This window comes from Nocardia sp. NPDC050713, assembly GCF_040654315.1.
Classification (GTDB): Bacteria; Actinomycetota; Actinomycetes; order Mycobacteriales; family Mycobacteriaceae; genus Nocardia.
Genome location: NZ_JBFAHS010000013.1, coordinates 35,574 through 61,566 on the forward strand (window position 1 = coordinate 35,574; position 25,993 = coordinate 61,566).

The window sequence follows — 25,993 nt, forward strand, 5'->3', positions numbered from 1 at the left end:
GATCAGTCACCCTGCCACGATTACGCGCCCGGCAAAACCGGACGGACCTCGAATTCATAGCCGGAACGGATCACCGCGCCTCACAGACCTTTGAGCGCGCGGTGCACCCTGGCGGCGGCTCGCGGCGGCAGACGCACGCTGGCCGAACGGATTTCCGCGCCCGCGCACCGATTGATGGCGACCGCGTCGCCGACCACCTCGTTCAGCGCCACCTGCCCGATATCGGCCTCGGCCAGGTCGAGCACGGTGCGCACCGGCGTTGTCACCAGGAACGCGCCCGCCGATTCCACGTCCGAGCCGATCAGTGGTCGGCGCAGCACCACGAGTCGCGGGGTCACCGGCGGGCGTCCCGCGCCGACCGACAGGTGCAGGAAGCGTGGGCGCAACCGGCCCAAGCCGTGCAACTCGGCGGCGCTGTGGTGTGAGACCGCGGCGGCGCCGTCGAACCAGGCCGCCCACATCGCGTATTCGTCCAGCGGTCCATCGGGCCATTCGGTCAGCCGCAGCATCCCGACTCCGGCCCTGGTCACCGAGCCATCCCCCAGCCCGGCGCGAACCTTGGCCTCACATCCCGTGCGCAGCACCTGGCGGGTGGTGAAGAATCCGGCGTGCCGACCGGCCAGCCTGCGCAGCACACGCCACCCTTGATCGACGGATTCGGGTGCGCGGCCCGCCGCATCGCCAGCCATGCAGACCAGGCTACGCTCGAATTCTGTGTCACATGTCACATTCGAGACCCTCAACGCGCCCACAGAACCCGCACAGAAACGTCGGGAAGAATCGTCCGCATGACTACGAAGCCGCCCACCAAGTTGTCCGTCAGCAGGCGCACGCTGGTGATCGCCCTGGTCGTGGTCGCCACGTTGCTGGCCGCCGTCCTGGTCGGCGGCGAGGCGTACGCGCGCCACGTCGTCTCCCGTTGCATCAGCAGCCAGTTCGAGAAAGAGATGGGATCTCGGATCGATGTCGGCTTCGGCGCCAAGCCGATGCTGATCACCTGGCTGGACGGGAAGGTCTCCTCGGTCACCGTGGACAGCCAGGACAACAAGTTCGGTCCCGCCGTCGGCATGGTGGTGCACGCCGAGTTCCACGATCTCGAGGGCGTGAACAGCGGCAACGGCGGCGGTGTCGTCGGCAGCTCCTCCGCGCACGTCACCTGGAGCAACGAGGGCATCCAGGAGTCGCTCGGCGGCATGGTCAGCGGGGTCCGCTCGTCGTCGGCGACCGGCATGATCACGCTGGACGTGCTCGGCGGCCTCGCTCAGCTCCAGGTGCACCCCGAGGTGCGCAACGGCGTCGTCGAGGTGCAGACCAAGTCGGCCGAGCTGCTCGGCATCGGTCTGCCGACCGATCTGGTCGAGGGCATCGTCGACATCATGACCGAGAGTCTGCAGAGCTACCCGATGGGCCTGAAGGCCACCGAGATCAAGGTGACCGACGACGGCGTCGTCGCGCAGCTCGCGGGTGGTCGCACGGAACTGCCCGCCGCCGAGAACAACGCCGAAGTGCGCTGCTGATCCCCGCGCGATGCGTTCGCGAAAAAGTCTCGGGCCCTGCCGTTTTCCACTCGGCGGGGGCTCAGGCGGGGAAACCCTCCAGCACCGCACGCGATTTCGACAGCCCGAGGCGCGTCGCGCCCGCCGCGACCAACTCGGCCGCCGCCTCCGCCGTGCGGATGCCGCCGCTGGCCTTGATCCCGAGCCGCCCGCCGACCGTCTCGGCCATCAACCGCACCGCGTGCACACTGGCCCCGCCCGCGGGATGGAATCCGGTGGAGGTCTTCACGAAATCGGCGCCCGCGCGCTCGGCGACGCGACACACCTCGACGATCGCCTCGTCCGGCAGCGCGGCCGATTCGATGATGACCTTGAGTACCGCGCGATCTCCGACGGCCTCGCGCACCGTGACGATATCGGCGAGCACGGCGTTGTATTCGCCGTCGAGCGCGGCGCCCACATCGATGACCATGTCGACTTCGGCCGCGCCCTGATCCACCGCGAGCCTCGCCTCGGCGCCCTTCACCAGCGAATGGTGTTTGCCCGAGGGGAATCCGGCGACCGTGGCGACCACCAGACCCGGCGCGCGCACCGGAAGCATGGACGGCGAGACACAGATCGCGTAGACGCCGAGCGCACGCGCCTCGTCGACCAGCGCGGCGATCTCGGCGGGCGTCGCTTCCGGCGCCAGCAAGGTGTGATCGATGACGGCGGCCACTTCGGCCCTGCTCAGCGACGCGGAATCTGCCATGTTTCGAGAGTCTGGCATACGCGAGGCGAATTCCGTTGCGTGCCTGGCGACGCGTACCGCACACTCGTATCTGTCGGTGGATCCGCGGGCTTCGGGAAGCTCGGCCACCTGACGAGCGTTGTGCGGATGGCCCAACTCGTTCGGGAGGAGACGACATCGTGCTGATCCGTCGCGAACGCGCCGAGGACGCCCCCGCCGTCGCGTCGGTGCATCGCAGTGCGTTCGGCGCGCTGTACGCCCGCGAGACCGCCGCGGCCGGACTCGCCGCCGCGCCACCCGCCGAACCGCCCGAGGTCGATCTCGTCGCACGGTTGCGCAGCGACGCCGGCTGGATTCCCACCCTCTCGCTGGTCGCGGTGGAGTTCGACACCGTGATCGGGCACGTCTGTCTGACCCGCGCCGCCGTCGGCCCGTTCCCCGCGCTCGGCCTCGGGCCGCTCGGTGTACACGTCGAGCACCAGGGCACCGGTGTCGGCTCCGCGTTGATGCACGCCGCGCTCGGCGCCGCCGACGCGCTCGACGAACCCCTGATCGGCCTGCTCGGCAGCCTCGACTACTACCCCAGGTTCGGCTTCGTACCCGCCGCCCGCCTCGGCATCGCCCCGGACGAACCGGACTGGTCCTCGCACTTCCAGGTCCGCCCGCTCACCACCTACGAAGCGCAGATCACCGGCGAATTCCATTACGCCGAACCGTTTTACGACCTGTGATCGGCTCCTGCCGGTCTCGGCGCGCACCCGCGCGGATCGTGATGTCCGACCGAAGGCGCCCCCGAACGAGTCACACCGACCGAATGTCACCTTCGATCGGGACACGCCCGCGGGCGGGCGCCGACCAGAGGCGGCCTCCGGTCGTGCTGGGCGGCTGACGGTCACCGCCGGCCGTCAGCTGCGACAGGCGCAGCCGGATGGATGTGCGCTGGGCGAACGGCGGGCATCCGAGAACCTCCACCCCGGAACATCCGGTCCTGGTGCGGTGCGCGAAGCATCACCTGGGAGGATGGGCCGATGAGTTCCGCTCCATCCGCCTCGGACGATCGCCGTTTCGTGTTGACGCTGGGCTGCCAGGACCGACCCGGCATCATCGCGGGGATCACCTCGTTCATCGCCGAGTTCGGCGGGTCGATCGTGGAGGCCGGTTACCACTCGGACACCGAAACGGGCTGGTTCTTCACCCGGCAGGCGATCAAGGCCTCGACCGTGCCCTTCGGCATCGCGGAACTGCGTGAGCGCTTCTCCGAAGTCGCCGCCCGGCTCGGCGCGGCGACGGAATGGCAGCTACACGACACCGGCGAGCGGCGCCGCGCGGTGCTGCTGGTCAGCAAGGACGGTCACTGCCTGCACGACCTGCTCGGCCGCGCCGCCTCGGGCGAGCTGCCCGCGACCATCGAAGCCGTCATCGGCAATCACCCGGATCTGGCCGGAATGACCGAGGCGCACGGCGTGAAGTTCCACCACGTGCCGTTCCCGAAGGATCCGGCCGAACGCGGCCCCGCCTTCGAAGAGGTGCGCAACCTGGTCGACGCGCACGACCCGCACGCGGTGGTGCTCGCCCGATTCATGCAGGTGCTGCCCGCCGAACTCTGCGAGCACTGGGCGGGCCGGGCGATCAACATCCACCACAGCTTCCTGCCCTCGTTCGTCGGCGCCCGCCCGTACCACCAGGCGTTCGCCCGCGGCGTCAAGCTGATCGGCGCCACCTGCCACTACGTGACCGCCGAACTGGACGCGGGCCCGATCATCGAGCAGGACGTGATCCGCATCGATCACGCCGACGAGGTCCGCGACATGGTGCGCCAGGGCCGCGACATCGAACGCGTGGTCTTGGCCCGAGGACTGCGCTGGCACCTGGAAGGCCGGGTGCTGGTGCACGGCCGCCGCACGGTCGTCTTCAACTGACCGCCGTACCCACGCCGCGACCCCGATCGGAGACAACGTCGGCTCCGGTCGGGGTAAGCGGGCGATCGGCTCGGATCAGCCGACCGCTTCGATGCGCGGGGGCGCGTACACCGAGTCGAGCACGCCGGCGAGTTCCTCGTTGAACCGCTCGTACATCTCGACGTTGCCGAGGTGGCCGGTGTTCAGCACCTCGTAGCGCACCAGGCTGCCCACCGATTCGAGCATCTCGGCGATGAGTTCGGAGTGCAGCGGCGGCGTCATGTCGTCGGCGGAGCCGGCCAGGATGGTGGTCGGCACCACCAGGTTCTTCGCGGACTCGCCGAGGTCCATGATCGCGAGCAGCTTGCCGAATTCGGCGCGCACCACCGCGGGGCAGGAGCGCACCACGGCCATGCTGTAGTCGACCAGGTCGCCGGTGGATTCCAGGCTCATGATCTGGCGGGCGAACACCCATTTGACGGGCTTGATCGGCGGAAACACGATCGGCGTGCCGAGACCGAGCTCGCCGACGACGTGCGGCAGCGAGACGCCGGTGCGCTTCCACGGCAGCGGCCGGTTGAAGAACGGCACCACGGTGGTCGTGGCGACGAGGCCGTGCGGCGCGGTGTTGGTCAGCAGGACGGCCTCCGCGCGCCGGGTGACCTCCTCGGGGTAGCGCCCGGCCCATGCTTGCAGCGTCATGCCGCCGAGGCTGTGCCCGACGAGCACGGCCTTGCGGCCCGCGGGCAGCGCCGCTTTCAGCACCGCGGCGAGGTCGTCGGCCAGCAGTTCCATGGTCAGCTTCGAGGAGCCGCGCTCGCTCTCACCGTGTCCGCGCACGTCGTACGCGATCACCCGGTATTCGCCCGCGAAGGCGTTGATCTGGGCATTCCAGTACTCGATGGCGCAGGTCCAGCCGTGGACGAGCACCATGGCGGGAGCGTCGGCCGGACCGTACGCGTGCACCCGCAGCTTCGTGCCGTCGGGCGCGGTCACCGGGATGACGTCGTGTGGAACGGTGGGCGGGTTCAGCGCAGGGGTCGAGTAGGTACGCGCCCGGAGATTGGCGCGATGTACGTCGAGCAGGCCCCGAGCCTTTCCCGGCAGCTCGCCCAACGCGGTCTGCAACTGTGCACGCATCGGACACTCCTTTGTGTTACTGATAATTACAGTAACCCGAAGTACCGTCTGCTAGCTAGTGCAAGCACAAAAAAGGCGCCGCTGCCCGGTACGGGGCAGCGGCGCACAGATGGCACTACCAGCGCGAACGCCAAGTCCGCTTGCTGTGGCAAGCACTAGAAATTTCGCTACCGCAGCCCGTAGACGGGCTCGCGATCAGCGGCTCACCAACGCGGACCGCGCTGGACCTCGTCCACCTTGGGCCGCACATCGGCCAGATAGATACCCGTGGCGATGATGGCCACGAAAGCCAGCAGACCCAGCCCCGCGGGCGAGAGCAGCAGAAGCAGCAGCGACACCCCCAGGATCGCCAGCCAGATCGGCTTGGTCTGCTTGTCCACCGCGGTGAAGGCGTCCGGCCGCTGGCGGATGGCGTGAATCAGGGCGAAGATCGTCGCGCCCAGCGCAACGAGCCACAACACCAGCAAAATCAGTCCGGTCAACCCGTGCACGGTATTCACCTGACCCATGATACGAGCGACGCCCCCGCACAGCAGGCTGTGCGGGGGCGTCGAGGCGTGTCCGACCGGCGCGTGTCCACGGACTACGTCCGGCCATCACCCAACTAGACCTTCTTCGGCGCGGCCTTCTTCGCGGCCGGGGCCTTCTTCGCGGCGGGAGCCTTCTTGGCCGGAGCCTTCTTCGGCGCGCCGTTCTCGGCGACAGGCGGCGTGGTCTCGGTGGTCACCGCGACGACCTCGGCCTCGACGACCGGCTCGGCGACGGGCTCCTCTTCGGCCTTGCCGCCGCGGCCGATCAGGCCGTTGACGCGCTCCAGAACCTCTTCGGCGCGGCCGGCCGCGTCCTTGTACAGGGTCTCGACGCGGTCGATCTGGTCCTCGACCAGCTGGTTGGCGCGCAGCCGCTCGACGGTCTCCTCGCCGCGGACGGCCAGGTCGGCGTACAGATCGAGCACCTTGTTGTAGTACTCCTCGGCCAGCCTGCGCAGTTCCTCGGAGGTGAACTTCTCACGCAGCTCGGCGAGGTCGTCCGGCAGCTCGGCGGGGAGGCCGGACAGCCGCTCGCGCAGCGTCTCGAACTGGGCCTGCACGTCGGCGGGCACGTTCGCGAAGCGCTCGCGGGCCTCTTCCACCCGGCCCGGCACGTCGGCGGAGGCCGCACGCTCACGCACCTGGGTGACGACATCCACGGCGGCGGTGTAGACGGCATCCCCGGCGCCGACGGCGGCGAACAGAGGCTTGCTGCTGACTGTTGCGGTCTTCTCGGTCATATTTTCTCGTTCTCCTGGCGTGGCGGAGTATCGGTTGTCGTGCGCGGAACGTCGCTGTCCCATTCCCCCCCTGGCTCGTTCCCTCCGTTTTCCCGGCGAAACGATTCATAGATCTCCAGGAGCACCTGCTTCTGCCGTTCACTGATCTCCGTGTCGGCAAGCAGGGCATCCCGGACCGGACTGTGCGGCCGCTGCTCGAGATAGCCAGCCCGTACGTACAGCACCTCCGAGGACACTCGCAGCGCCTTCGCGATCTGCGCGAGTACCTCGGCGGAGGGATTGCGCAACCCGCGCTCGATCTGACTGAGGTACGGATTGCTCACCCCCGCCAGTGCGGCGAGCTGACGCAGGGAGACTTGCGCCGCCTCGCGCTGCGCCCTGATGAAACCTCCGATGTCGTGCGCCGCGTTCGCGACGCGACCCCCTCGTTCGCCGACGCCCGCCGATTGCTCGGACGGACCGTCGGTGTACTCGGCGGAAACCTCGGGATGGTCTGCCATCACTCACCTTCTGGCGGTTGTACGGATTCAATTCTAGGGCAGGGTGCTAACTCTTGCAAGCACGCTGTTAGCACGCTTCCGGCAAACCGCCGGCGTGCCGTTTTCTCAACCTTGGAACAACAGGTGCGAAACCGTGTAGATCACCAGCCCGGCCAGCGATCCGACGACCGTTCCGTTGATCCTGATGAATTGCAGATCGCGCCCGACCTGCAATTCGATCTTCTTGCTCGCCTCTTCGGCGTCCCACCTGGCAACCGTGTCGGTGACCAGCGTGGTGATCTCGCTCGCGTAGTTCGACACGAGGTAGCGCGACCCTCGATCGATCCAGCCGTCCACCTTCGCTCGCATCTCGGCGTCGTCACGCAGCCGCTCACCGAGTTGCTGCACATTCTCCCCCACTTTGCGGCGCAACGTACTGTTCGGATCGTCCGCGGATTCCAGGATGAGCCGCTTGGCCGCGCGCCAGGTCGCCTCGGCCATGCCGGTGATTTCCTCGCGACCCATGATCTGCGATTTGATCCGCTCGGCCTTCTTGATCATCGCGTCGTCGTACTGCAGGTCGTGCGCGAAATCCTCGAGGAAGCGATTCGCGGCCAAGCGCACCTCGTGCTCGGGATTCGACCGCACCTTCCAGGTGAACTCGACGAGCTCGCGGTAGATCTTTTCTGAAAGCAGAATGTTCACGAATTTCGGAGCCCATTGCGGCGCGTCGCGCAAAACAATCCGGTCGATGGTCTCCTGGCTACCGAGTGCCCACTGGTGCGCGCGCTCGGCGAGCATGTCCAGCAGGGGCAGCTGCCGGTTGTCGGCGAGCAGTTCGGCGAGCACCCGGCCGATCGGCGGACCCCACAGCGGTTCGGCGATCCGCTTGACGATCGTGTTGTCGATGACCTGCTCGACGTCCTTGTCGCGCAACACCCCGACCACCGCGCGCAGAATCGTCGAACTCTCCTCGGCCACCCGCGCGGCATGCTGCGGGTCGGCCATCCAGCGCCCGACGCGCAGCGAGATCTGGGCCGAGTTCACCTTGGCCGAGACCACCTCCGGCGCGAGGAAGTTCGTGCCGACGAAGCTGCCGAGGCTGGCGCCGAGCTGATCCTTCTTCTTGCGGATGATCGCGGTGTGCGGAATCGGCAGGCCGAGCGGATGCCGGAACAGCGCCGTCACCGCGAACCAGTCGGCGAGCGCGCCGACCATGCCCGCCTCCGACGCGGCGCGCACGTACCCGACCCAGTCGCCGCCCCCGCCGCGCGATTCCAGCCAGCGACAGAACAGGTAGACCACCGTCGCGAAGGCGAGGAAGCCGGTGGCGACGGCTTTCATCTTCCACAGGTCGCGTCGTTTGGCGGCCTCGTCGACGAAGAACCCGGTCGGCCCCGACGGGGTCGGCGGGGCCATGACCGCCGTGTCGGACCGGCGGAGTTCGCGGGTCCCTGTGCGGTCACGCTCCGCTGCCGCCTCCGGGCCCGTCGCTCGCGCCGCTGTGTTGCCGGGAGCTTTCTCCATGTCTCCATTCTGCTGTGCCGCGGGCGGGGGGCACCGATGTGTGGTTCCTGCCGCATCCGGCACCCAAACGGACCTACGCTGGGTGGCCTGCACCTAAGCTGAAAGTCCACGACCATTACGAACGAGGGAGCCCACGCTGTCCACCGAAGACCTTGTCGACATCGGTGAGCGCGCCGAGCGACCGGCTGCGGTGCGCACCGGCCGGATGGACGGCCGCAAGCGCCGATGGCGGCAGCACAAGATCGACCGCCGCGAGGAGCTCGTCGACGGCACCCTTGCCGCTGTCCGCACCCGCGGCAGCAACGCGGGCATGGACGAGATCGCCGCGGAGATCGGCGTCTCCAAGACCGTGCTCTACCGGTACTTCTCCGACAAGAACGACCTGGTCCACGCGACCATGCAGCGGTTCATCGAGACCACGCTGATGCCCCGCGTGTACGGCGCGATCAGCCTCGACGCCGACGAGTTCGAGCTGGTGCGCACCGCGCTGGCCGCCTACGTCGGCACGGTCGACGAGGACCCCGAGGTGTACCGCTTCATCATGGGCAGCGGCTCGGACGCGTCCTCGCTCGCCGAGTTCGAGAAGCTGTTCGCCGAGGTGGTCTCCGCCGTCATCGCGGACAAGGCGGACGCGCTCGGCCTCGACACCACGGGCGCGATGCTGTGGTCCTACGTCCTGGTCGGCGGCATCCAGCTGGCAACTCACTGGTGGACCACCGACAAGACGATGTCGCGCGAAGAGGTCATCGACTACCTGACGATGATGGCCTGGAGTGCCATCGAGGGCATGGCGAAGGCGGGCGGCTCCAGGGAGAAGTTCAACGAGCAGCCGCACGTGCTGCCCACCCGGGACGCCGACGCCTCCAAGTAAGAACCTCCGCCGACCGTACGCCTGTCTGTGACGGTCGGTTCGACAATGCCGCGCGGTTGGTTACTCTGAACGCGAGCGGTGCCACAGTGGGGTTGGTCACCGCCCCCAACGTGGTCACGCGAGCCCGCGCCTGCGCGTCACGTCGGCTACGACCGCGGCACCAATGGAGGTACCTCGATGGCGAAGCAAGTACCGACTTCCCGGCTTGCTCGTGGCACCAAGCTGGGTGCCGTAGCCGCCAGTTCGGTCTTGCGGACGCAGCGCACGAGGCTTTCCATGCGGGGTAGATCCGAGGCCGTGCGCGCCAAGATGGCCGAGGAATCCATGATCCGCACCACCGAGCAGGTGGTCATGGTGCTGGGCACCATGAAGGGTGTGGCCATGAAACTGGGACAGATGATGTCGGTGCTCGATCTGGACCTGGTGCCCGAGGATCATCGCGAACGCTTCCAGAAGCGGCTCGCCGTGCTGCGCAACGCCGCGCCGACCGTCTCTTTCGACGCCATGCGGCAGGTCGTCGAGGAGGATTTCGGGCAGCCGCTCACGGCGATCTTCGCGGAGTTCGACCCGGAGCCGATCGCGGCCGCCTCGATCGGCCAGGTGTACCGGGCCGAGCTGCGCGACGGCCGGGTCGTCGCGGTGAAGGTGCAGTACCCGGGTATCGACGCCGCGGTGCGCGCGGATCTGAAGAACCTCAACATGTTCCGCAAGGTGCTCACCTCCGCCATGCCGTGGGTCACCCCCGCTGTCCTCGACGAGCTGCGACTGAACATGGAGGGCGAGCTCGACTACCAGACCGAGGCCGTCACCCAGCTGCAGATCGCGGAGCTCTACGCGGGGCACCCGTTCATCGCGGTGCCGCGCTCGCTGCCCGAACTCAGCACGACTCGGGTGCTGGTGAGCGAATACCTGCCCGGCAAGGGTTTCGAGGAGCTACGCCAGTTCCCCGAGGACGAGCGCAACCGGATCGGCGAGATCATCTACCGGTTCTACGTCGGTTCGCTGTTCACCTTCAACGAGTTCTGCGGCGACCCGCACCCCGGCAATGTGCTGCTCGTCGACGACGGCCGCGTCGGCTTCCTCGACTTCGGACTGTTCAACCGGATGGATCCCGAGCACGTGCGGTTCGAGACCATCTGCCTGCGCGCGGCCGCCGAGGACCGCGCGGAGGACCTGCGCGAGTTGATGATTCAGCGCGGCGTGATCGACTCGCCGGAGGAGATCGGCGCCGAGGAATGCCTGGAATACGTGCTGGCGGCCTCGGAATGGTGTCTGGTCGACGAGGAACTGACCATCACACCCGAGCTGGCCAGCGGCGCGTTCCTGCTCGCGGTGGACCCGAGGGCCAGCGAGTTCGCGGGCATGAAGCAGCAGAATCTGCCGCCGGAACACCTGTTCTCCCGTCGCGCCGATTTCCTCACCTTCGGCATGCTCGGCCAGCTCAACGCCACCGCGAACTGGCATCGGATCTCCCGCGAGTGGCTCTACGACGAACCACCTGTCACCGAACTGGGCAAGGCGCACCAGCAATGGCTGGCGGAGAACCCGCCGCCCGCGCCGACCAAGACCGCGCGGCCGCGCTCGGCCGCATACGCGACAACGACCACACCCAAGAAGACCGCGGCGAAGAAGGCGCGGCAGCCGAGGGCCGGGCGCAAAGCCTGAGCCGCACCGCACGCCACGGCATCGATCAGGAGTGAACAGACACATGGCAGACAACCGCGAATTCGACATCGCCCTGTTCGGCGCGACGGGTTTCGTAGGCAAGCTCACCGCGGAGTACCTGCTCGACGCGGCGCCCTCGGACGCCCGCATCGCGCTGGCGGGCCGCTCGCTGGACAAGCTGACCAAGGTGCGCGCCGAGCTGGGCCCGAAGGCCGCGGCGTGGGATCTGGTGGTGGCCGACTCTACCGACCAGTCCGCGCTCGACGCGCTGGCCGCGCGCACCAAGGTCGTGGTCACCACGGTCGGCCCGTACCTGCGCTACGGCCTGCCGCTGGTCGCCGCCTGCGCGAAGGCGGGCACCCACTACGCCGACCTCACCGGTGAGCCGCTGTTCATCCGCGAGGCCATCGACACCTACCACGACGAGGCCGCGCGCACCGGCGCGAAGATCGTCAATTCCTGTGGCTACGACTCGATTCCGTCCGATCTGAGCGTGTACCAGCTGTACCGCAGCACGGTCGCGGACAACACCGGCGAGCTGACCGACACCACGCTGATCGCCTCGCTCAAGGGCGGCGTCAGCGGCGGCACCATCGATTCGGGCCGAGCCATGATGGAGGCCATCGCCGCCGATTCCCGCAAGGCCTCGGTGCTCTCGCACCCGTACTCGCTCAGCCCCGACAAGTCGATGGATCCCGACGTCGGCCGCCAGAGCGATCAGGCTCTGCAGCGGGCGAGCAGCATCGACCCGAGCCTGGACGGCTGGGTGGCGACCTTCGTGATGGCCGCGCACAACACCAAGATCGTGCGCCGCAGCAACGGCCTGCTCGGCTGGGTGTACGGCAAGAACTTCCGCTACCGCGAGGTGATGAACGCGGGTAAGTCGGCGGCGGCGCCGCTGGTCGCGGCGGGCATGGCGGGCGGCATCGTGGCCACCATGGCCACCGGCGCGCTGCTGTCGCGGGTCTCGGCGGGACGCAAGCTGCTCGACCGGGTGCTGCCCAAGCCCGGCACAGGACCGAGCGAAGAGGCCCGGCGCAGCGGCTGGTTCACCATGAAGACCTACGCGCGCACCACTTCCGGCGCGAAGTATGTCGCGACGTTCGCCGGTCAGGGCGATCCCGGGTACCAGGCCACGGCGGTCATGCTCGGCGAGGCCGGGCTGTGCCTCGCCTTCGACACCGACAAGCAGCCCGAACTGGCGGGCATCCTCACCCCGGCCGCGGCCATGGGTGACGCGCTGACCGATCGGCTGCGCGCCGCGGGCATGACGATCGAGGTCGAACGGTCCTGAATCGGGCTGCCGCACCACGATTTCCACGTCTAGGAGCTTTGCTCTTGCACGAGTCCGTGAGGGCGGCGCGTTGAACCTGGCGCGCCGCACCATGAATCACCCCGCGCTGGCCGCCGTCTACGAACGCGCGTGGCGGCCGACGCTGTTCTACCTCGCCAGCGGCCGCAGCACCGCGTCCGATCGCCGCGACGCGGTCACCGCGCTGCGGCTCGGCGGAGATCAGAAGGTGCTCGACATCGCTTGCGGCCCGGGCAATTTCACCAAGTACCTGAGCGAATCGCTGTCCGAGGGCGGCTACGCGGTCGGCGTGGACTATTCCGAGCCGATGCTGGCCCGCGCGGTGGCCGACAACGCCGGACCGCGGGTCGGCTACCTGCGCGGGGACGCCCGAACGCTGCCGTTCGCCGACGGAGCCTTCGACGCGGTGTGCTGTTTCGGCGCGCTCTATCTGATCCCGGATCCGCTGACCGCCACCAGGGAGATGGTGCGGGTGCTCGCTCCCGGCGGCCGCATCGCCATCACCACGAGTCACCGCGCCGATACGCCGTTCGGGCGCGCGAGCCGATTCGTGGGCGGCCTGAGCGGTCTGCGGGTGTTCGACGATTCGACGTTCCCCGACCTGTTCCGCGAACTCGGGCTCGTGGAGATCGATCAGCGGGTGCACCGGCTTTTGCAGTACGTCAGCGCCACCCGCCCGGCGTGAGCGAAAGGCCGGGCGGCCTGCGGTTTTCGGCTCCTCTGCGACGGTTCTCACTGAGGGAAAGGTCGTTTCAGCCGAGCCGAGTCCGCTGAAACGCACCCCGCCCGGCACACCGCAGCGCCCGGCACGCGTTCTGAGCGGTGCTCGGAACCGGACCCGATCAGTCGGACGACTCGTCGCCGGACGGCCGAGCTTCGCTCAGCTCGACCATCCGGCGCAGCACGGCGGGCGCGATCGCGAAATCGAGTTCGGTGCCGCCGTTTTCGAAGACGTAGGTCAGGTAGTCGTCGCAGTGCAATGCGGCACGCCGGACCGAGCAGTGCTCTCCGACGACTACCCAGCCACCGATGGTCAACTGGTCGAGCATCGCACCTCCCACCCTGCGGACTAGGCCATTCCCTCGCGCGCCGGACTATTCCAGGCGCGATGCCGCCTTGTCAACGGATTCGCGGCGCGTCATCGAGCGCGTGTCACACGCCTGGAACGGAATATTCCTGGCGGAATAACCACGATTCGGGCGGATAGACGCCCTCGTCGAACTGGAGCACCGCGCCATCGGCGTCGATCGCGGTGAGCTGGTACACCAGCACCGCCGACGTGCGAGCCAACCGCAGCCGCTTGCGCTCCTCCGTTGTCGCCATGCGCGCGCTGACCTGATCGGACACCGACGCCACCCGGCGACCGGTCACCGCCTCGAGGTAGGTGGCGGTACCACCGGGCAGCCGCTGGGTATTCAGCAGGCGATCCGCGACATCGGCGAGGTCGCCGGCGAACCAGGACGTCGAGAGTTCGGCATCGCCGTTCTCGCCGATGAGCAAGCGTCTGCGAGCGATCACCTCGCTACCGAGCTCCAGGCCGAGCGCGGAGGTCACGTACTCCGGACCGTCGACGAGTTCCGCGGCCAAGATGTCCATCGGCTCGCGCTCGGCGTACATCCCGCCGTACTGCCGTGCCCGCCCGGCGGATTCGCGCACCAGCGGTACCGCGTCCGGCCCGCGCACGAAGGTGCCCGAACCGCGTCGGGATTCCACCAATCCTTGCTGGCGCAACGTGTTCAGCGCCTTGGCCGCCGTCGGCCGCGCGACCTTCCACGCCGCGGCGAGCTCGCGCTCGGAGGGCACCTCGGCGCCCGGTGCGAGTTCGCCGCGCTCGATCTGGTCGCGGATGTACCCCGAAATCTGCTGATATTTCGGGAGTACTTCTTCGATGTCGGGCACCGAACGCCTTCCGCTCCGGGATCTGCCAATACTTCGGGCCAGTGTAACCAGCCCGCGAACTCCGCCCCGCCGCCGACCGTGCGCCACATCACAGCACGCGGGCGAGGTCAAGCGGGCAACGGCGGTGGTTACCGGGCGGTAGAGTGCCGACCAGTACGCGTACCTCCGCATCCGCTCCGGTCATGCGCGGTCCAGGGACGGACTGCGTCCGGCAGTGCCTGTTCCGCGTACCTCCGCCGCCGCCGCGGCCACGCGCGGGTTGTGGACGGACTTCGGGCGGTGGGTGTGGACCGAACAGAAGGGGCGACCGGATGGCGGTGCCGGATACCGGACAGGGGCTGGCCAGGGGGTTGTACGCGGCGGCCGTCGGCGCGGAGGGTGAACGTTTCGAGCTGGCCGAGGATGTGGCCGAGAATCTCGCCGCGGCGTGCGACCGATTGGTCGACGACCTGCGAAAGGCCATGGCCACAGGACATTTGGTGACCGAGGTGAGCGGATTTCCGGAGTTGCCTTCCGGCCACGGCCTCGCCGCGGGGTTCGGCGACAAGGGCAGGCAGTTCCTCGATACCGTCGCCGCGTTCCAGGAGACCGCGCTGCTCTTCAAAGCGGCCTACCTCGCGGCGGGCCGTAAACTCGCGGACGCGGAGGCCGCGAATCGGGCCGCGCTCGAACTGGTCACCGAGTATCTGGATCCGCGATGACCGCGCGCGTATCCGAGATGCGGAGGTGGTGACCGTGGTGGACGCCGCGGCGCGCGCCGCCGCCGACGAGATCAGGGTGCAACAGCGCGCGCTCGCCGCCTCGGCCGGAACATCCAGCGGTGGAACGGATCCGGCCTACGCACCGGAGCGGGAGCGGTTCGGCGCGTATACCCACGTGGAGATCTGGGACCGGGTGCACGAGGCGCTCGATCCCGGCGCGCTCGGCGAGACGGCCGCGGCGTGGCAGGCCAATGCCGACGCGGTCGCCGACGCCTTCCAGCACTTCGCCGATGCCGCCAATCGCGAATTCGCCCGCTGGTCAGGCCGATCCGGCGAGGCGGCGCAGCGGGCGACGCGGGAGTTCATCCGGGCCGGCACCGAGGCGCACGACGTGTGCCGCGCGGTGCAGCGCCTCATGGAGCTCAATCGCGATGCGGCGCAGACCATTCGCGCCGCGATTCCGGAGCCGCAGCGCTACGTGCCGCTGGACGACCCTGCGGCGGAAGCCGTTTACGGCGGGCGCCGCAGGATGGAACACGACTTGGCCGCCGCGGCGGCGCAAGCCGACGTCCAGGACACCATGACCTACGTCTACACACCGACCATGCCCGCCTCGGGCGACAGCGTGCCCCGATTCACACCACCGCGCGCACCCTCCGACAGCGGGGGCAGCGCACGGTGAGATGGGTACTCACCCCGGACGAATTCACGCATGTCTGGGAAAGCGAAACGAACCTGGACAGGCGACCGTATCCGATCAACATGATGCCGTCGTCCACCGTGCGCACCGAAACCGAGTACGCCGCACTGCGTTTGCCGCAGCGCTTCGCCAGACAGGCCGACCCGGACCTGGCCGCGGCGCTGATGCTGTGCGCGCGCACCGACGCCACCACCATCACCATCTCGGGTGAGCGCAGCACGCCCGGGCGCAACGGCAGCTCCCCCGAAGGTGACCGCGTCCTGGCGTTCGCCGCGGTGGTGCACAATCACGCGGGCGTGCTCGTCGCGACGCCGGACAAGGTGACCGTGCAGATGTGCCACGCGCGCAACCTCGGCCAGCGCCTTGTGCAGGTGATCGGCTCGGCGCAGCCGGGACGGCTCGGCGCGATGCGCGAGCCGCAGGACGCGGTGCTCACCATGGAGACGGCCGATACGCCCTCGGCCAACGGCCAGCGCGGCGCCGCCCGCTTCCGGCAGACGTTGCGCAAACCGGTGGACTGCCGCGGATTCATCACCGTGACCGTGGACCCGGACAATCCGATGTCACCGCCGACGCGCCACCGCACCTGGCTCGATTTCACCGGCGACGGCCGCTACCTGCTGACCACCTCGCACGACCTGATCCTCACGCCGGTCTCCGACGACGACTTCGCCGTGCAGTTGCTGCGGCTCGCGCAGATCCGGTGACGCCGAACTACCTTCCGTGCGCCCGCGGACGTGGTAAGTCTGGTCGATGGCGAAGCACTGGTCCGTCCCGGTCACCGAGGCCCTGAAAGCGGACGGTCTGCGGATCGCGGAGCTGGCGACCTCGTCGACGCCCGGATTCACCGGGGACAAGCAGCTCGCTCAGGAGTTGCTGATCCAGCGCGGCAGGGCGCTGTCCGTGCTCCAGGAGAAGCTCTACGCCAACGGACGCTCCGGCGACAAGCGCAGCGTGCTGCTGGTGTTGCAGGGCATGGACACCGCGGGCAAGGGCGGCATCGTCCGGCACGTCATCGGGTCGGTGGACCCGCAGGGCGTCGACCACGCCGCGTTCGGCGTCCCCACCGAGGAGGAGCGGCGCCACCACTACCTGTGGCGCATCCGCAAGGAGCTGCCGCGCGGCGGGCAGCTCGGCGTGTTCGACCGCTCGCACTACGAGGACGTGCTCGTGGTGCGGGTGCACGAACTCGTGCCGCGCGCCGAGTGGGAGCCGCGCTACGACGAGATCAACGAGTTCGAGCGCGAGCTGATGCGCGAGGGCATCACGCTGGTGAAGGTCGCCATGTTCGTCTCGCTGGACGAGCAGAAGAAGCGGCTGCGCCAGCGGCTGGAGCGGCAGGACAAGTACTGGAAGTTCAACCCGTCCGACATCGATGAGCGCGCCTACTGGCCCGCCTATCTGGACGCGTATCAGGCCATGCTCGACCGCACGTCGACCGCCGACGCGCCCTGGTACGTGCTGCCCGCCGACCACAAGTGGTACGCCCGGCTCGCGGTCACCGAGCTGCTCATCGACGCGCTGGAGAAGTTGAATCTGGACTGGCCACCGGCGAATTTCGATGTAGCCGAACAACTTCGCCGGTTGGACGAGTCCTGAAGTTCGGACCCGATCCCGCTCGCGCAGCGGGAGCTTGCGGGTCGCCGATTCGAGCACACTGCTGCGAATTCGGCGCCCGCGGAGATAACAGAGCAGCCGAGGTTGAATCGGGCCGCCCGTAACGCTTCACCTCGGTGCCCAACGCGGCCCCCGTCGGTCCCCTCCCGGCGGGGGTCGCCTCTGTGTGGGTGCGGGTCGAGGCGTTCACGAATCGGTCGGGCGGTCCGCTGATCGCGGGCAGCGCCGGTCCAGGTCCGCCGCGACTCGCGCGTCGACGGCGCCTGTCGAGATTCCTTGGTGTGCGCACTTTTTCGTAACAGCGGAGCTATTGCGACCGATCGGTCAAATATGGAACACTTCGGGCCGCCATGCACAACCACAGAACAGGACACCTGATGAAGAAGTTCGTAGTTGTCGCCGCCGTGATCGCAGGGCTCGTAGCGCCCGCGGGTTCGGCCGCCGCGGAATCCGTTGCCGCGCCTGCCGCTACGACGTCGGCCGCGTCTCCGGTGGGTTCCTCGTCGGCGGATGTGTTCTGCGCCGTTCTGAAGTTCCTGAAGGGCGGCTGGGCGGGTCGTCCCGCCGACTGCTCGTTCTGACGGAATCACCACCCCCCCAACATTTCAGGAGTTTCGAATGTCCGCACTGCGTGGAATCTTCGTCGGCGCGCTGATCGGTGCCGCGACACTTGTCGGCAGCGGCGCCGCTACGGCCGAACCGCTTCCGCTCGAACCGTTCACTCCGGCGGCGACCGAGTCCGTCGCGGGCGGGCTTTGTGACGCCCACCCCGCGATCGGGCTGTGGTGCTTGATCAGCCAGTCGGCGTAGTCGTACCCGCAGCACGGCTGCGCGCGGGAACGGCCTCTGCGCGGGTCGATCCCCGCGCGGGGGCCCGCGCGCGTCAGATCCGGCGCATCACCGAGACGACTTTGCCGAGGATCACGGCCTCGTCGCCGTCGATGACGTCGTAAGCCGGGTTGCGCGGTTCGAGGTAGACGTGACCGTTGCGGCGGCGGTACACCTTCACTGTCGCCTCATCACCGATCATGGCGGCGACGATGTCGCCGGAGTGCGCCTCGTTCTGCTGGCGCACCACCACCGTGTCGCCGTCGCAGATGGCGGCGTCGACCATCGAATCGCCGCGCACGCGGAGCGCGAAAACCGTTCCTCGACCGACCAACTCGCGCGGCAGCGTCAAGGTGTCGTCGGCGTGCTGGTCGGCGAGGATGGGCGTGCCCGCCGCGATGTCGCCGACCACCGGCACGGTCACCGAGGCATCGGAGGTCTCCGCCCGCGACGTGCCCTGGAGGAACAACCGCACGTCGATCGGACGCGCCATCCCGGAGCCGCGCCGCAGGAATCCCCGCTCCTCGAGGCTCTTCATGTGCTTGGAGACCGTCGACGCCGACAGCCCGACCGCGTCACCGATCTGCCTGCCGTTCGGCGGATACCCGTACTCGACCACCCAGTCCCGAATCACGGCCAGGATCCGCTGCTGGCGCGGCGGCAGCGTCGAAGTATCGAGATGCTCGAAGTCGTATCCGGTCACCTCGGGAATGCTAGAGGCGCGCTCGGACAAATTCGGCTCGCGACTCGGTCGCCCTCTACGGTTGGACTATGTCCGGAGATGCGGCGCGGGACTTCTACGACCACTTGGCCGACGAGTATCACCTGCTCTATCAAGACTGGCCCGCGGCGGTCGCGGGGCAGGGGCGGGCGTTGGATCGGGTATTGCGGGGGCGGTTGGGGGCGGGTCCGTCGACGGTGCTCGACGCGGCGTGCGGGATCGGCACGCAGGCGATCGGGTTGGCGGCGTGCGGGCACACCGTGGTGGGGATGGATCTGAGTCCGGTGGCGGCGGCGCGCGCGGCCGAGGAGGCGCGGACCAGGGGTTTGCGCTTGCCGACCGTGGCGGGCGATATGCGGGCGCTGCCCTTCGCGGGCGGGTGGGCCGACGCGGTGGTGTGCGCCGACAACGCGCTGCCGCATCTACTCACCGCCATCGAGGTCGGCACCGCGCTCGGGGAAATGTGGCGGGTGCTGCGACCAGGCGGTCTGCTGGTGCTGACGACCCGCGACTACGACGCGCTGCGCGCCGCGAAACCCGCTGGGATGCCGCCGAAGTCGATCCATTCCAGCGCGGGACGCACCGTCACCTTCCAGCTCTGGAGCTGGCACGAGGACGGCGAGCGGTACGACTTCGAGATGTTCCGGCTCACCGAGGGCGGCGACGGCTGGGCCGTCCGGGTCGGCGGCGCGCGCTACTGGGCGCTGACCAGGGCACAACTCACGGAGTTCGTCACGGAGGCGGGCTTCGTCGAGCCGACCTGGCACACCCCAGAGGAAACCGGCTTCTTCCAGCCGGTGCTCACCGCACACCGCTCGGGACCGGCCTGAGGTCCGCCGATTTCGTCCGCACGACAGTCGACCGGACAGAGCGGAACCGTAGCGAGCGAGCCGTGGCGAGTTGATGCCCTACGTAGTACCCTACATTGCATGAAGACCAAGACGAGCGTGTACCTCGAATCCCAGCAGGCGGCCCGTCTCAAGCAGGTCGCGGAGGAATCGGGCCGATCGGAAGCCGATCTCATCCGAGAAGGGATCGACCTCGTACTGCTCCGCACACAGAAGGTCCGCCGAACTCGACCGTGGCCGTCGTTCGACTCCGGCGATCCGAGTTTCGCCGCCGATAGTGAGGAATCGCTCGGCGAGGCCTACGGGCGGTGAGCTTCTTCATCGCCGACACCTCGGCGATCCTCGCGGCCTACGACCGCGCCGCCGAAATGCGAGAGCGTGCCCGCGACTTCCTTGCCACCTCGGTGGCCGTTGTCTCGCCGCTGGTGCTCGATGAGATCGATCACCTGTTGATCGCCCGATTCGGCAAAGACCGTCGCGTCGCCGATCTCGTCCTCGACGACCTCCTCGCCTCCGCTGAGGAAGGCGCGGTACTGATCCCGGCGATCGACCGCGACGACCTCCGCGTGTCGCAAAAACTCATCGAGCAGTACCGCGGACTGCGACTCGATCTCGCCGACGCGGTCAACGTCGTGCTCGCCGAGCGCTATCTCACCAACGACATCCTGACGTTGGACGAGAAGGATTTTCGTGCCATCAGGCCCCTCACGCCTGCCCACGTCTCATTTCGATTGCTCCTCCAGGACAGCTGAGTCTGCCGCGCGCTCGGTGCCGATCAAGTCGAAGAGTTCCGCCGCCACGCGGTCCGGGAGTTCGATGCCCGGGAAGTGGGTGTGGCCGTCGAGGCGGGTGTAGCCGAACCACGGGTGGGTGCGGCGGAATTCCTCGTGCACGGCGTCGTAGTCCAGGGACTTCGGGTGCGAGAAGACGTGGCGCACCGGGCGCGGCTCGGTGAGCTTGTCGAGGCGCCCCATCGGCGAACACCATGTGGCGTAGGCGTTTTCGATGACGCGCCCCGAGCGCGCCCACATGTCGAAACCGTGGCCGCCCGCCTCGTAGCGCACGTGATCCAGCACCGACTGGTCGACGCTGCCCGCCAGCCAGCTGTCCACCAGCGCCTGCTGGGCGGCCCGCCAGGTCTCTTTGCGCTGGAGCGCCTGGAGTCCGGCGGCGAACTCCGGTGGCGGCGGGGTCATGATGAGGTCGAGCAGCAGTAGCGCGGGAACCCGTTCGGCACCGAGCTTTTCGGCGATGTCCATCGCCGCCCAACCGCCGTGCGCGTGCGAGAGGGGGATGAAGGACTCCACCTCCAGCGCGTCGAGCAGGCCGATGGTGTCGGAAACCTGTTCGGCCACGCCGAAATCACCGACGAGCGTGCGGTCGACGCCGTGGCCGCGCCAGCACACCCGCACCACCCGGTGGTGCGGGCGCAGGTACGGCAGCAGCCGGTCGAAGGCGCGATGGTCGTGGCCCCAGCCGGGCAGCAGCACGATCGCGGGCCGCCCCGGCGCGTAACCCTGGTCGTCGAAACCGATCTCGACGCCGTTGATCCGATAGGTGTTGAGCATTCTCTTCTCCTGTTTCTTGTTCGGCGAGCGTTCTCATGAAGCGGTCGGGCGCAGCTTGGTCGCGGCCAGCTGACTGTCGGTGAACCCGGAGGTGCGCCCGACCAGGCTCAGCAACGGGTCGCGCACCGCGTCGGGCACGGTGTTGAGCAGTCGCATCCGGTACGAAGTCCGCTGTGTGCGTTCGACATCCGGTCGCTGCTGGCGCTCCCAGGCGGCCAGCGCGTCACCCAGGGCAAGTCCCGACCTGCTCACCGTCGCGGCCAGCGAGACCGCGTTGGTCATCGCGGTGCCGCCGCCCTGCCCGAGGTACGGCGGCTGGGCGTGCGCGGCGTCGCCGAGAAATGCGACCCGGCCGCACGACCACGAGCGGAGGCGAATGTATTCGAAGGTGTCCCAGCGAATCGGAATGCCCTCGGCCCGCCGCAGCAGGTTCTCCAGGCCGGGAAAGCTACGCACCCAGGACTCGAAGTCGATGCTCGAGCCGCGCGTCGACGGGTCGTCTACATCGGAAACCAGTGCTAGATAGACGTGTTCGGGGGTGCACGGCGTGTAGAGCAATCGGCGCCGCCCCTGGAAGTACTCGAGGTGCTGGAGCAGGTCCTCGGCGGGAAAGTAGTCCGCCGACGCGGGCACCATGAGCCGCGCCGCTCCTTGGCGCATCCGCACCCGCCGGGTCGCCATATCCAGCCGGTCGCGCAGCCGGGAGTGCACACCGTCGGCGGCGATGACGAGGTCCGCTGTCTCCGTGCGTCCGTCGTCGAACGCGACGGTACCGTCCGGGTCCGCCGACACCGCGCGGGAATCGGTGACCAGTTCCACGCCCGCACGCTCGGCCGCGTGCACCAGAGCCTCGATCAGCCGGTCCCGGAGCAGCGTGTAGCACCGTGGCTGACCCGGCCCGTTGATGCCGATCCGGTAGAGCGTGCGGCCGGTCCGCGAGCGCGCCTGCACGGCCGGTCCGATGTGCGCGCCGAACGTGGCTTCGCGATAGGCGCCGATCGCCTCCAGCGCGGACAAACCGTTGTCCCACACGTAGATTCCGGCTCCGACGGCGCGGATCGCGGACTGCCGCTCGTGCAGCCGCACCGTCCACCCGTCCATGGCCAGCGCGGTGGCCGCGGTGAGCCCGCCGATGCCTCCGCCGATCACTTCCGCATGTCGTCCCACCGACCGGTTCCGCTCGCGTCCTTTCACGGGAGCTCCAGAACGGCAGGCGAACCGGGCCGATGACGCGGCTGGTCGCCGAGACTTCCGGTCCGCACGAATTCGCCCCAGTAGCGGCGGGTTCGGGCGCCGAGCTCGTCGAGACGAGCCGGGTCCAGCGGGCGCACCATGGGCGCCGCGCGCCAGTCGTCGGCCGCGCCGAACAGCAGCGGCAGTTCGACGCAGTGACACGCACCGAACGGGCCGTCCGGATGCAGCGCGCCGAACCGGTAGCAGAAGACCGTGCCACCGGATTCGGTCAGCAGGTCCGCGAACTGTAATACGCCGTCCTCGAAGATCTTTCGGCCGACGATCCGCTCGGCAGCGGCCGTGAGGCGCGCCCCGACGACCGGCATGCGCCGCACCCTGTCGAACACCGGGTGCGGCCCGCCGTAGAACGCCCGCATCTCCGCCGCCGTACTGCCGACCAGCACCGGCGTCCGCGCCGCGCGCTCGCGGACCAGCCGACGCCAGTCCTCGTCACCGGGCAGTACCTCGGTCTCGCACACCGGAAGGAAGGGCGGCGCCGAGTTCAGGCCGCCGAGTCCCGCCAGACGCATCGCTGTACGTCCTTGTGCGGCAATAATTTCCGCAACGGCCGCGGACCGTGGATCGCCGCCGAGCTCGCTGAGAAACACCGCACCGACCCGCTCGGCGTCAGCGGGCCGATGGAAGCCGACGCCGAACGGCGCGCTCTGCACGATCGCCCGCCCGAACAACCCCTCGGCCCGGACGATGCCCAACAGCGCGACGACCGACTGCGCGCCCGCCGACTGACCGGCGACGGTCACCCGCGCGGGATCACCGCCGAAGGCGCGAATGTTGTCGCGGACCCATTCGAGCGCCGTCAGCTGATCCAGCAGGCCCAGGTTGCCCGGCGAAACCCCCGGTGCGCGAGCGTAACCCAGCACGCCGAGCCGATAGGACACGGAGACGACCACGATTCCGGTCTCGCGCACCAGCCGGTCCGCGTCGTAGAGATTCCATTCGCCGCCACCGGTCAGGTACGCCCCGCCGTGCAACCAGACCAGCACGGCACAGCCACCGGGTACGGTCCGGACCGGCGCGGTGACGGTGAGCGTGAGGCAGTCCTCGGACTGTTCGAACGGCGCGGGCGTGCCCATCACCGACGCGAGCCGGGCGGGCAGTTGCGGCGCGCTCGGACCCCGGCTCGTCGCGTCACGCGTCCCGTCGTGCGCCGGTACCCGCTCGGGCGGCCCGAATCGCTCGGCGCGCGCGTACCGGATGCCCCGGAACGCCACCACGCCGTCGGCGCTTTCGCCACGCAGACCCCCGCGGACCACATCGTCCATGTCACTCTCGCCTTCTAACGCAAGTTGACTTGCGTTGTGGCTACACCGTAGGACCCGCATGGAAATAACGCAAGACGACTTGCGATAATCGAGATATGGCGAATCCCCAGATCCGCGGCGCGCGATTGCGGCAGGCCGTGCTCGACGCCACGCTGGCGCGTATCGAATCCGTCGGCATCGAGCAGGTGCGCGTCGCCGACGTCGCCGACGCCGCGGGCGTGCACGAGACCTCGATCTATCGCCGCTGGAAGACGCTGCCCAAACTGCTGCTCGACGCGCTGCTCGCGCGTTTGGACGCGGAGGTGCCGATCGCCGACACCGGCTCGGCCCGCGCCGATTTGGAGGCTTTCCTCGCCGATCTGATCCGGTTCGCCGAGACGCCCTCCGGCGCCGCGCTGATTCGCGGCACCGCCATCGCCGACAACGATCCCGAGGTGGCCGAGGCGCGCAGGCAATTCTGGGTGGCTCGGCTCTCCGCCTCGGAGGAGATCGTGCGCCGCGGGATGGCACGCGGCGAACTCGTGCCGACCACCGACCCGAGGCTGATCATGCTCACGCTCGGCGGATTGGTGCACTTGCAGGTCACCCACCTCGGCAGCGCGATTCCGGCCGCTTGGGCCCGCGACGCCGTCGATCTGGTGCTGAGCGGAGCCGCGACGCGCTGAGCAGGCCCGCGCCCCCTCGCACGCGCGCGTGAAACTCCTGACCGCGTCTGTGAAACTTCCGAGCCCGCCCGCGCGAATTACTGAGTGGGCCAGTGGGAAATTTCGGAATCTCTCAGGTTGACCCACGATGATGTGGCCGTGCCCGACCGCTCCGCGAACAGTTCCGGAACTACGATCGTGGCGGCAGGCGAAACCGGCAGGCGAGCGAAAGGCGTGGTGAACGCACGGTGAGCAACAACCCGGGACGGAAGAATCCGCTGCTGAATGCGGAGCGCGCCGACCGTAACCGCAAGATCCTCATTCAGGTGGCGGTGGCCGCCGTGCTGATCGGCCTGATCGCCGCGATCGGCATCGGAATCGCGATCAAGAAGGCGGAGAAGGACGACCCGGGCCCCACCCCGAGCATCGCCGCCGCGCAGGCGCCGGGGGCCGTCACCGGATCCCTCACCGACAACGGTTCCATCCGCGTCGGCAAGCCGGAGGCCAAGGTCACCGTCCGGGTGGTCGCCGACCTGCAGTGCCCGGCGTGCAAGGCCTTCGAGGCCGCCTACGGCAAGGTGCTGGAGGACGCGGTCGCCAACGGCAGCGCCGCGGTCGAATACAACATCATCTCGTTCCTGGACAAGGCCTCCACCACGGAGTACTCGACCCGCGCGGCCAACGCCTCCTACTGCGTCGCCCAGCAGGACCCGACGAAGTACCAGGCGTGGCTGAAGGCGATGTTCGCCCAGCAGCCGCCGGAGGGCGGCAACGGCCTCACCGACCAGCAGCTCATCGATATCGCGAAGTCGGTCGGCTACACCGACGAGGTCGCGAGCTGCATCACCGACCGCACCTACGACAAGTACGTCGCGTCGACCACCAACCAGGCCTTCGACAGCGGCATCCAGTCCACGCCGACGGTGTTCGTGGACGGCAAGCAGGTCAACCCGAGCGCGCTCGAGCAGGCCATCGCCACGGCGGCCGCGGGACAGTGATCGCCGCGCCACCCCGGTCCGCCTGGCTGCTGCTGATCTGCGGCCTGGCGGGCTGGCTCGCTTCGATGGCGCTGACCATCGAGCGGTTCAAGCTCTTCACCGATCCCGACTACCGGCCCTCGTGCAGCATCAATCCGATTCTGTCCTGCGGCTCCGTCATGGTGACCGATCAAGCGTCGGTGTTCGGATTCCCGAATCCGCTGATGGGCATCGTCGGCTTCTCAGTGGTCGTCACCCTCGGCGTCCTCGCGGTGGCCGGGCTCGGGTTCCCGAAGTGGATCTGGGGTGGCCTGTGGCTGGGCACGGTGGTGGGCATCGGCTTCGTCTGCTGGCTCGTCTTCCAGAGCCTGTATCGGATCAACGCGCTGTGCCCGTACTGCATGGTGGTCTGGGCGATCATCACCCCGCTGTTCGCGGTGGCCACCGATCAGCTGTGGGGTCGTTCGAGCGGCCCGCTCCACGTGCTCGCGGAATGGCGCTGGACCATCGTCGCGCTCTTCTACGCGGTGGTGCTGCTGCTGATCTTCCTGCGTTTCCAGGACTACTGGCTGAGCCTGTTCTGAGC

General features: G+C 68.5%; 32 protein-coding genes. 19 read left to right on the forward strand and 13 right to left on the reverse strand.

Annotation, left to right across the window (positions count from 1 at the left end):
- Positions 1 to 80 precede the first annotated feature (80 nt).
- Complete coding sequence (locus AB0H49_RS23115) at positions 81 to 689, reverse strand: hypothetical protein (RefSeq protein WP_357254267.1); 609 nt, start codon at positions 687 to 689, stop codon at positions 81 to 83.
- A gap of 99 nt (positions 690 to 788) precedes the next feature.
- On the opposite strand from AB0H49_RS23115, the gene AB0H49_RS23120 reads away from it, so the two are divergent.
- On the forward strand, positions 789 to 1,517 hold the full coding sequence (locus AB0H49_RS23120; protein ID WP_357254269.1) for a DUF2993 domain-containing protein: 729 nt from the start codon (positions 789 to 791) through the stop codon (positions 1,515 to 1,517).
- Positions 1,518 to 1,578: 61 nt separating this feature from the next.
- Here the strand turns inward: AB0H49_RS23120 and deoC are convergent, their stop codons facing one another.
- Entirely contained in the window at positions 1,579 to 2,247 is a 669-nt protein-coding gene (deoC, locus tag AB0H49_RS23125; protein ID WP_354998831.1) for a deoxyribose-phosphate aldolase, read from the reverse strand.
- A 158-nt stretch (positions 2,248 to 2,405) separates the two neighbouring features.
- Here deoC and AB0H49_RS23130 point away from each other — a divergent pair, with 158 nt between their 5' ends.
- Positions 2,406 to 2,957: an N-acetyltransferase gene (locus AB0H49_RS23130; RefSeq protein WP_354998830.1), complete on the forward strand. Its 552-nt coding sequence runs from the start codon at positions 2,406 to 2,408 to the stop codon at positions 2,955 to 2,957.
- Between the two features lie 297 nt (positions 2,958 to 3,254).
- The gene (gene purU, locus AB0H49_RS23135; RefSeq protein ID WP_354998829.1) at positions 3,255 to 4,145 is read left to right on the forward strand and encodes a formyltetrahydrofolate deformylase; all 891 of its coding nucleotides are present in this window, start codon (positions 3,255 to 3,257) and stop codon (positions 4,143 to 4,145) included.
- 75 nt (positions 4,146 to 4,220) lie between these two features.
- Here purU and AB0H49_RS23140 read toward each other — a convergent pair whose 3' ends face one another.
- From AB0H49_RS23140 to AB0H49_RS23160, 5 genes are all read right to left on the reverse strand, one after another.
- Positions 4,221 to 5,264, reverse strand: coding sequence for an alpha/beta hydrolase (locus AB0H49_RS23140; RefSeq protein WP_357254271.1), 1,044 nt, complete (start codon positions 5,262 to 5,264; stop codon positions 4,221 to 4,223).
- A 203-nt stretch (positions 5,265 to 5,467) separates the two neighbouring features.
- Positions 5,468 to 5,773, reverse strand: a complete 306-nt coding sequence (locus AB0H49_RS23145) for a DUF2516 family protein (protein ID WP_354998827.1) — start codon at positions 5,771 to 5,773, stop codon at positions 5,468 to 5,470.
- A gap of 95 nt (positions 5,774 to 5,868) precedes the next feature.
- Entirely contained in the window at positions 5,869 to 6,534 is a 666-nt protein-coding gene (locus tag AB0H49_RS23150) for a heparin-binding hemagglutinin (protein WP_354998826.1), read from the reverse strand.
- Positions 6,531 to 7,034 carry a helix-turn-helix transcriptional regulator gene (locus AB0H49_RS23155; RefSeq protein WP_141808543.1) on the reverse strand — a complete coding sequence of 168 codons (504 nt, stop codon included), beginning with the start codon at positions 7,032 to 7,034 and terminating at the stop codon, positions 6,531 to 6,533. Before AB0H49_RS23155 ends, AB0H49_RS23150 begins: the two co-directional genes overlap by 4 nt.
- 105 nt (positions 7,035 to 7,139) lie before the next feature.
- The gene (locus AB0H49_RS23160) at positions 7,140 to 8,432 is read right to left on the reverse strand and encodes a DUF445 family protein (protein WP_357254553.1); all 1,293 of its coding nucleotides are present in this window, start codon (positions 8,430 to 8,432) and stop codon (positions 7,140 to 7,142) included.
- A gap of 298 nt (positions 8,433 to 8,730) precedes the next feature.
- Here AB0H49_RS23160 and AB0H49_RS23165 point away from each other — a divergent pair, with 298 nt between their 5' ends.
- The 4 genes from AB0H49_RS23165 (at position 8,731) to AB0H49_RS23180 (ending at position 13,073) form a co-directional block, all read left to right on the forward strand.
- On the forward strand, positions 8,731 to 9,411 hold the full coding sequence (locus tag AB0H49_RS23165; RefSeq protein ID WP_354998825.1) for a TetR/AcrR family transcriptional regulator: 681 nt from the start codon (positions 8,731 to 8,733) through the stop codon (positions 9,409 to 9,411).
- 177 nt (positions 9,412 to 9,588) lie between these two features.
- Entirely contained in the window at positions 9,589 to 11,076 is a 1,488-nt protein-coding gene (locus AB0H49_RS23170) for an AarF/ABC1/UbiB kinase family protein (protein WP_357254274.1), read from the forward strand.
- Between the two features lie 43 nt (positions 11,077 to 11,119).
- The gene (locus tag AB0H49_RS23175; protein ID WP_357254276.1) at positions 11,120 to 12,370 is read left to right on the forward strand and encodes a saccharopine dehydrogenase NADP-binding domain-containing protein; all 1,251 of its coding nucleotides are present in this window, start codon (positions 11,120 to 11,122) and stop codon (positions 12,368 to 12,370) included.
- 70 nt (positions 12,371 to 12,440) lie between these two features.
- Entirely contained in the window at positions 12,441 to 13,073 is a 633-nt protein-coding gene (locus AB0H49_RS23180) for a class I SAM-dependent methyltransferase (RefSeq protein WP_357254278.1), read from the forward strand.
- Positions 13,074 to 13,230: 157 nt separating this feature from the next.
- On the opposite strand, the gene AB0H49_RS23185 is transcribed toward AB0H49_RS23180, so the two are convergent.
- Complete coding sequence (locus AB0H49_RS23185) at positions 13,231 to 13,437, reverse strand: hypothetical protein (protein ID WP_357254280.1); 207 nt, start codon at positions 13,435 to 13,437, stop codon at positions 13,231 to 13,233.
- 103 nt (positions 13,438 to 13,540) lie between these two features.
- The gene (locus AB0H49_RS23190) at positions 13,541 to 14,287 is read right to left on the reverse strand and encodes a GntR family transcriptional regulator (RefSeq protein ID WP_354998820.1); all 747 of its coding nucleotides are present in this window, start codon (positions 14,285 to 14,287) and stop codon (positions 13,541 to 13,543) included.
- A gap of 311 nt (positions 14,288 to 14,598) precedes the next feature.
- Here AB0H49_RS23190 and AB0H49_RS23195 point away from each other — a divergent pair, with 311 nt between their 5' ends.
- The 6 genes from AB0H49_RS23195 to AB0H49_RS23220 all read left to right on the forward strand — a co-directional run bounded on the left by AB0H49_RS23195 (position 14,599) and on the right by AB0H49_RS23220 (position 18,115).
- Complete coding sequence (locus AB0H49_RS23195; protein ID WP_354998819.1) at positions 14,599 to 14,988, forward strand: hypothetical protein; 390 nt, start codon at positions 14,599 to 14,601, stop codon at positions 14,986 to 14,988.
- Between the two features lie 28 nt (positions 14,989 to 15,016).
- Positions 15,017 to 15,670 (forward strand): hypothetical protein, encoded by a 654-nt coding sequence (locus tag AB0H49_RS23200; RefSeq protein ID WP_357254282.1) that lies wholly within the window; start codon positions 15,017 to 15,019, stop codon positions 15,668 to 15,670.
- Positions 15,667 to 16,395, forward strand: coding sequence for an ESX secretion-associated protein EspG (locus AB0H49_RS23205; protein ID WP_354998817.1), 729 nt, complete (start codon positions 15,667 to 15,669; stop codon positions 16,393 to 16,395). The genes AB0H49_RS23200 and AB0H49_RS23205 overlap by 4 nt, the downstream gene beginning before the upstream one ends.
- 46 nt (positions 16,396 to 16,441) lie before the next feature.
- Complete coding sequence (locus AB0H49_RS23210) at positions 16,442 to 17,287, forward strand: polyphosphate kinase 2 family protein (RefSeq protein ID WP_357254284.1); 846 nt, start codon at positions 16,442 to 16,444, stop codon at positions 17,285 to 17,287.
- A 395-nt stretch (positions 17,288 to 17,682) separates the two neighbouring features.
- Positions 17,683 to 17,886, forward strand: a complete 204-nt coding sequence (locus tag AB0H49_RS23215) for a hypothetical protein (RefSeq protein ID WP_357254286.1) — start codon at positions 17,683 to 17,685, stop codon at positions 17,884 to 17,886.
- A gap of 37 nt (positions 17,887 to 17,923) precedes the next feature.
- The gene (locus tag AB0H49_RS23220; RefSeq protein WP_354998814.1) at positions 17,924 to 18,115 is read left to right on the forward strand and encodes a hypothetical protein; all 192 of its coding nucleotides are present in this window, start codon (positions 17,924 to 17,926) and stop codon (positions 18,113 to 18,115) included.
- A gap of 73 nt (positions 18,116 to 18,188) precedes the next feature.
- Here AB0H49_RS23220 and lexA read toward each other — a convergent pair whose 3' ends face one another.
- Positions 18,189 to 18,836: a transcriptional repressor LexA gene (gene lexA / locus AB0H49_RS23225; protein ID WP_357254289.1), complete on the reverse strand. Its 648-nt coding sequence runs from the start codon at positions 18,834 to 18,836 to the stop codon at positions 18,189 to 18,191.
- Positions 18,837 to 18,904: 68 nt separating this feature from the next.
- Here lexA and AB0H49_RS23230 point away from each other — a divergent pair, with 68 nt between their 5' ends.
- From AB0H49_RS23230 to AB0H49_RS23240, 3 genes are all read left to right on the forward strand, one after another.
- The gene (locus AB0H49_RS23230; protein ID WP_354998812.1) at positions 18,905 to 19,684 is read left to right on the forward strand and encodes a class I SAM-dependent methyltransferase; all 780 of its coding nucleotides are present in this window, start codon (positions 18,905 to 18,907) and stop codon (positions 19,682 to 19,684) included.
- 99 nt (positions 19,685 to 19,783) lie between these two features.
- Positions 19,784 to 20,014 carry a ribbon-helix-helix domain-containing protein gene (locus AB0H49_RS23235; protein ID WP_354998811.1) on the forward strand — a complete coding sequence of 77 codons (231 nt, stop codon included), beginning with the start codon at positions 19,784 to 19,786 and terminating at the stop codon, positions 20,012 to 20,014.
- Entirely contained in the window at positions 20,011 to 20,454 is a 444-nt protein-coding gene (locus AB0H49_RS23240; RefSeq protein ID WP_354998810.1) for a PIN domain-containing protein, read from the forward strand. The genes AB0H49_RS23235 and AB0H49_RS23240 overlap by 4 nt, the downstream gene beginning before the upstream one ends.
- Here AB0H49_RS23240 and AB0H49_RS23245 read toward each other — a convergent pair.
- Genes AB0H49_RS23245 through AB0H49_RS23255 form a run of 3 tightly spaced genes read right to left on the reverse strand, consistent with a single transcriptional unit; the run spans position 20,425 to position 23,786 of the window.
- The gene (locus AB0H49_RS23245) at positions 20,425 to 21,270 is read right to left on the reverse strand and encodes an alpha/beta hydrolase (RefSeq protein WP_357254292.1); all 846 of its coding nucleotides are present in this window, start codon (positions 21,268 to 21,270) and stop codon (positions 20,425 to 20,427) included. The two genes, AB0H49_RS23240 and AB0H49_RS23245, sit on opposite strands and share 30 nt — an antisense overlap.
- A 33-nt stretch (positions 21,271 to 21,303) precedes the next feature.
- Entirely contained in the window at positions 21,304 to 22,437 is a 1,134-nt protein-coding gene (locus tag AB0H49_RS23250) for an NAD(P)/FAD-dependent oxidoreductase (protein WP_357254294.1), read from the reverse strand.
- Between the two features lie 23 nt (positions 22,438 to 22,460).
- Positions 22,461 to 23,786 carry a carboxylesterase family protein gene (locus tag AB0H49_RS23255; RefSeq protein ID WP_357254296.1) on the reverse strand — a complete coding sequence of 442 codons (1,326 nt, stop codon included), beginning with the start codon at positions 23,784 to 23,786 and terminating at the stop codon, positions 22,461 to 22,463.
- A 95-nt stretch (positions 23,787 to 23,881) separates the two neighbouring features.
- Here AB0H49_RS23255 and AB0H49_RS23260 point away from each other — a divergent pair, with 95 nt between their 5' ends.
- From AB0H49_RS23260 to AB0H49_RS23270, 3 genes are all read left to right on the forward strand, one after another.
- A complete protein-coding gene (locus tag AB0H49_RS23260) occupies positions 23,882 to 24,451 on the forward strand; it encodes a TetR-like C-terminal domain-containing protein (RefSeq protein ID WP_357254298.1) in 570 nt (189 codons plus the stop codon).
- 227 nt (positions 24,452 to 24,678) lie between these two features.
- A complete protein-coding gene (locus AB0H49_RS23265; protein ID WP_357254300.1) occupies positions 24,679 to 25,428 on the forward strand; it encodes a thioredoxin domain-containing protein in 750 nt (249 codons plus the stop codon).
- Entirely contained in the window at positions 25,425 to 25,991 is a 567-nt protein-coding gene (locus AB0H49_RS23270) for a vitamin K epoxide reductase family protein (protein ID WP_357254302.1), read from the forward strand. Before AB0H49_RS23265 ends, AB0H49_RS23270 begins: the two co-directional genes overlap by 4 nt.
- The last annotated feature ends 2 nt before the right edge of the window (positions 25,992 to 25,993 follow it).

Coding starts and splice junctions, on each gene's coding strand:
- AB0H49_RS23160 (WP_357254553.1), bottom strand. CDS start 8,432: ATGGCCCCGCCGACCCCGTCGGGGCCGACCGGGTTCTTCGTCGACGAG.
- AB0H49_RS23170 (WP_357254274.1), top strand. CDS start 9,589: ATGGCGAAGCAAGTACCGACTTCCCGGCTTGCTCGTGGCACCAAGCTG.
- AB0H49_RS23220 (WP_354998814.1), top strand. CDS start 17,924: ATGTCCGCACTGCGTGGAATCTTCGTCGGCGCGCTGATCGGTGCCGCG.
- AB0H49_RS23245 (WP_357254292.1), bottom strand. CDS start 21,270: ATGCTCAACACCTATCGGATCAACGGCGTCGAGATCGGTTTCGACGAC.
- AB0H49_RS23140 (WP_357254271.1), bottom strand. CDS start 5,264: ATGCGTGCACAGTTGCAGACCGCGTTGGGCGAGCTGCCGGGAAAGGCT.
- AB0H49_RS23235 (WP_354998811.1), top strand. CDS start 19,784: ATGAAGACCAAGACGAGCGTGTACCTCGAATCCCAGCAGGCGGCCCGT.
- purU (WP_354998829.1), top strand. CDS start 3,255: ATGAGTTCCGCTCCATCCGCCTCGGACGATCGCCGTTTCGTGTTGACG.
- AB0H49_RS23230 (WP_354998812.1), top strand. CDS start 18,905: ATGTCCGGAGATGCGGCGCGGGACTTCTACGACCACTTGGCCGACGAG.
- AB0H49_RS23210 (WP_357254284.1), top strand. CDS start 16,442: ATGGCGAAGCACTGGTCCGTCCCGGTCACCGAGGCCCTGAAAGCGGAC.
- AB0H49_RS23215 (WP_357254286.1), top strand. CDS start 17,683: ATGAAGAAGTTCGTAGTTGTCGCCGCCGTGATCGCAGGGCTCGTAGCG.
- AB0H49_RS23260 (WP_357254298.1), top strand. CDS start 23,882: ATGGCGAATCCCCAGATCCGCGGCGCGCGATTGCGGCAGGCCGTGCTC.
- AB0H49_RS23150 (WP_354998826.1), bottom strand. CDS start 6,534: ATGACCGAGAAGACCGCAACAGTCAGCAGCAAGCCTCTGTTCGCCGCC.
- AB0H49_RS23115 (WP_357254267.1), bottom strand. CDS start 689: ATGGCTGGCGATGCGGCGGGCCGCGCACCCGAATCCGTCGATCAAGGG.
- AB0H49_RS23145 (WP_354998827.1), bottom strand. CDS start 5,773: ATGGGTCAGGTGAATACCGTGCACGGGTTGACCGGACTGATTTTGCTG.
- AB0H49_RS23155 (WP_141808543.1), bottom strand. CDS start 7,034: ATGGCAGACCATCCCGAGGTTTCCGCCGAGTACACCGACGGTCCGTCC.
- AB0H49_RS23255 (WP_357254296.1), bottom strand. CDS start 23,786: ATGGACGATGTGGTCCGCGGGGGTCTGCGTGGCGAAAGCGCCGACGGC.
- AB0H49_RS23185 (WP_357254280.1), bottom strand. CDS start 13,437: ATGCTCGACCAGTTGACCATCGGTGGCTGGGTAGTCGTCGGAGAGCAC.
- AB0H49_RS23195 (WP_354998819.1), top strand. CDS start 14,599: ATGGCGGTGCCGGATACCGGACAGGGGCTGGCCAGGGGGTTGTACGCG.
- AB0H49_RS23175 (WP_357254276.1), top strand. CDS start 11,120: ATGGCAGACAACCGCGAATTCGACATCGCCCTGTTCGGCGCGACGGGT.
- AB0H49_RS23120 (WP_357254269.1), top strand. CDS start 789: ATGACTACGAAGCCGCCCACCAAGTTGTCCGTCAGCAGGCGCACGCTG.
- deoC (WP_354998831.1), bottom strand. CDS start 2,247: ATGGCAGATTCCGCGTCGCTGAGCAGGGCCGAAGTGGCCGCCGTCATC.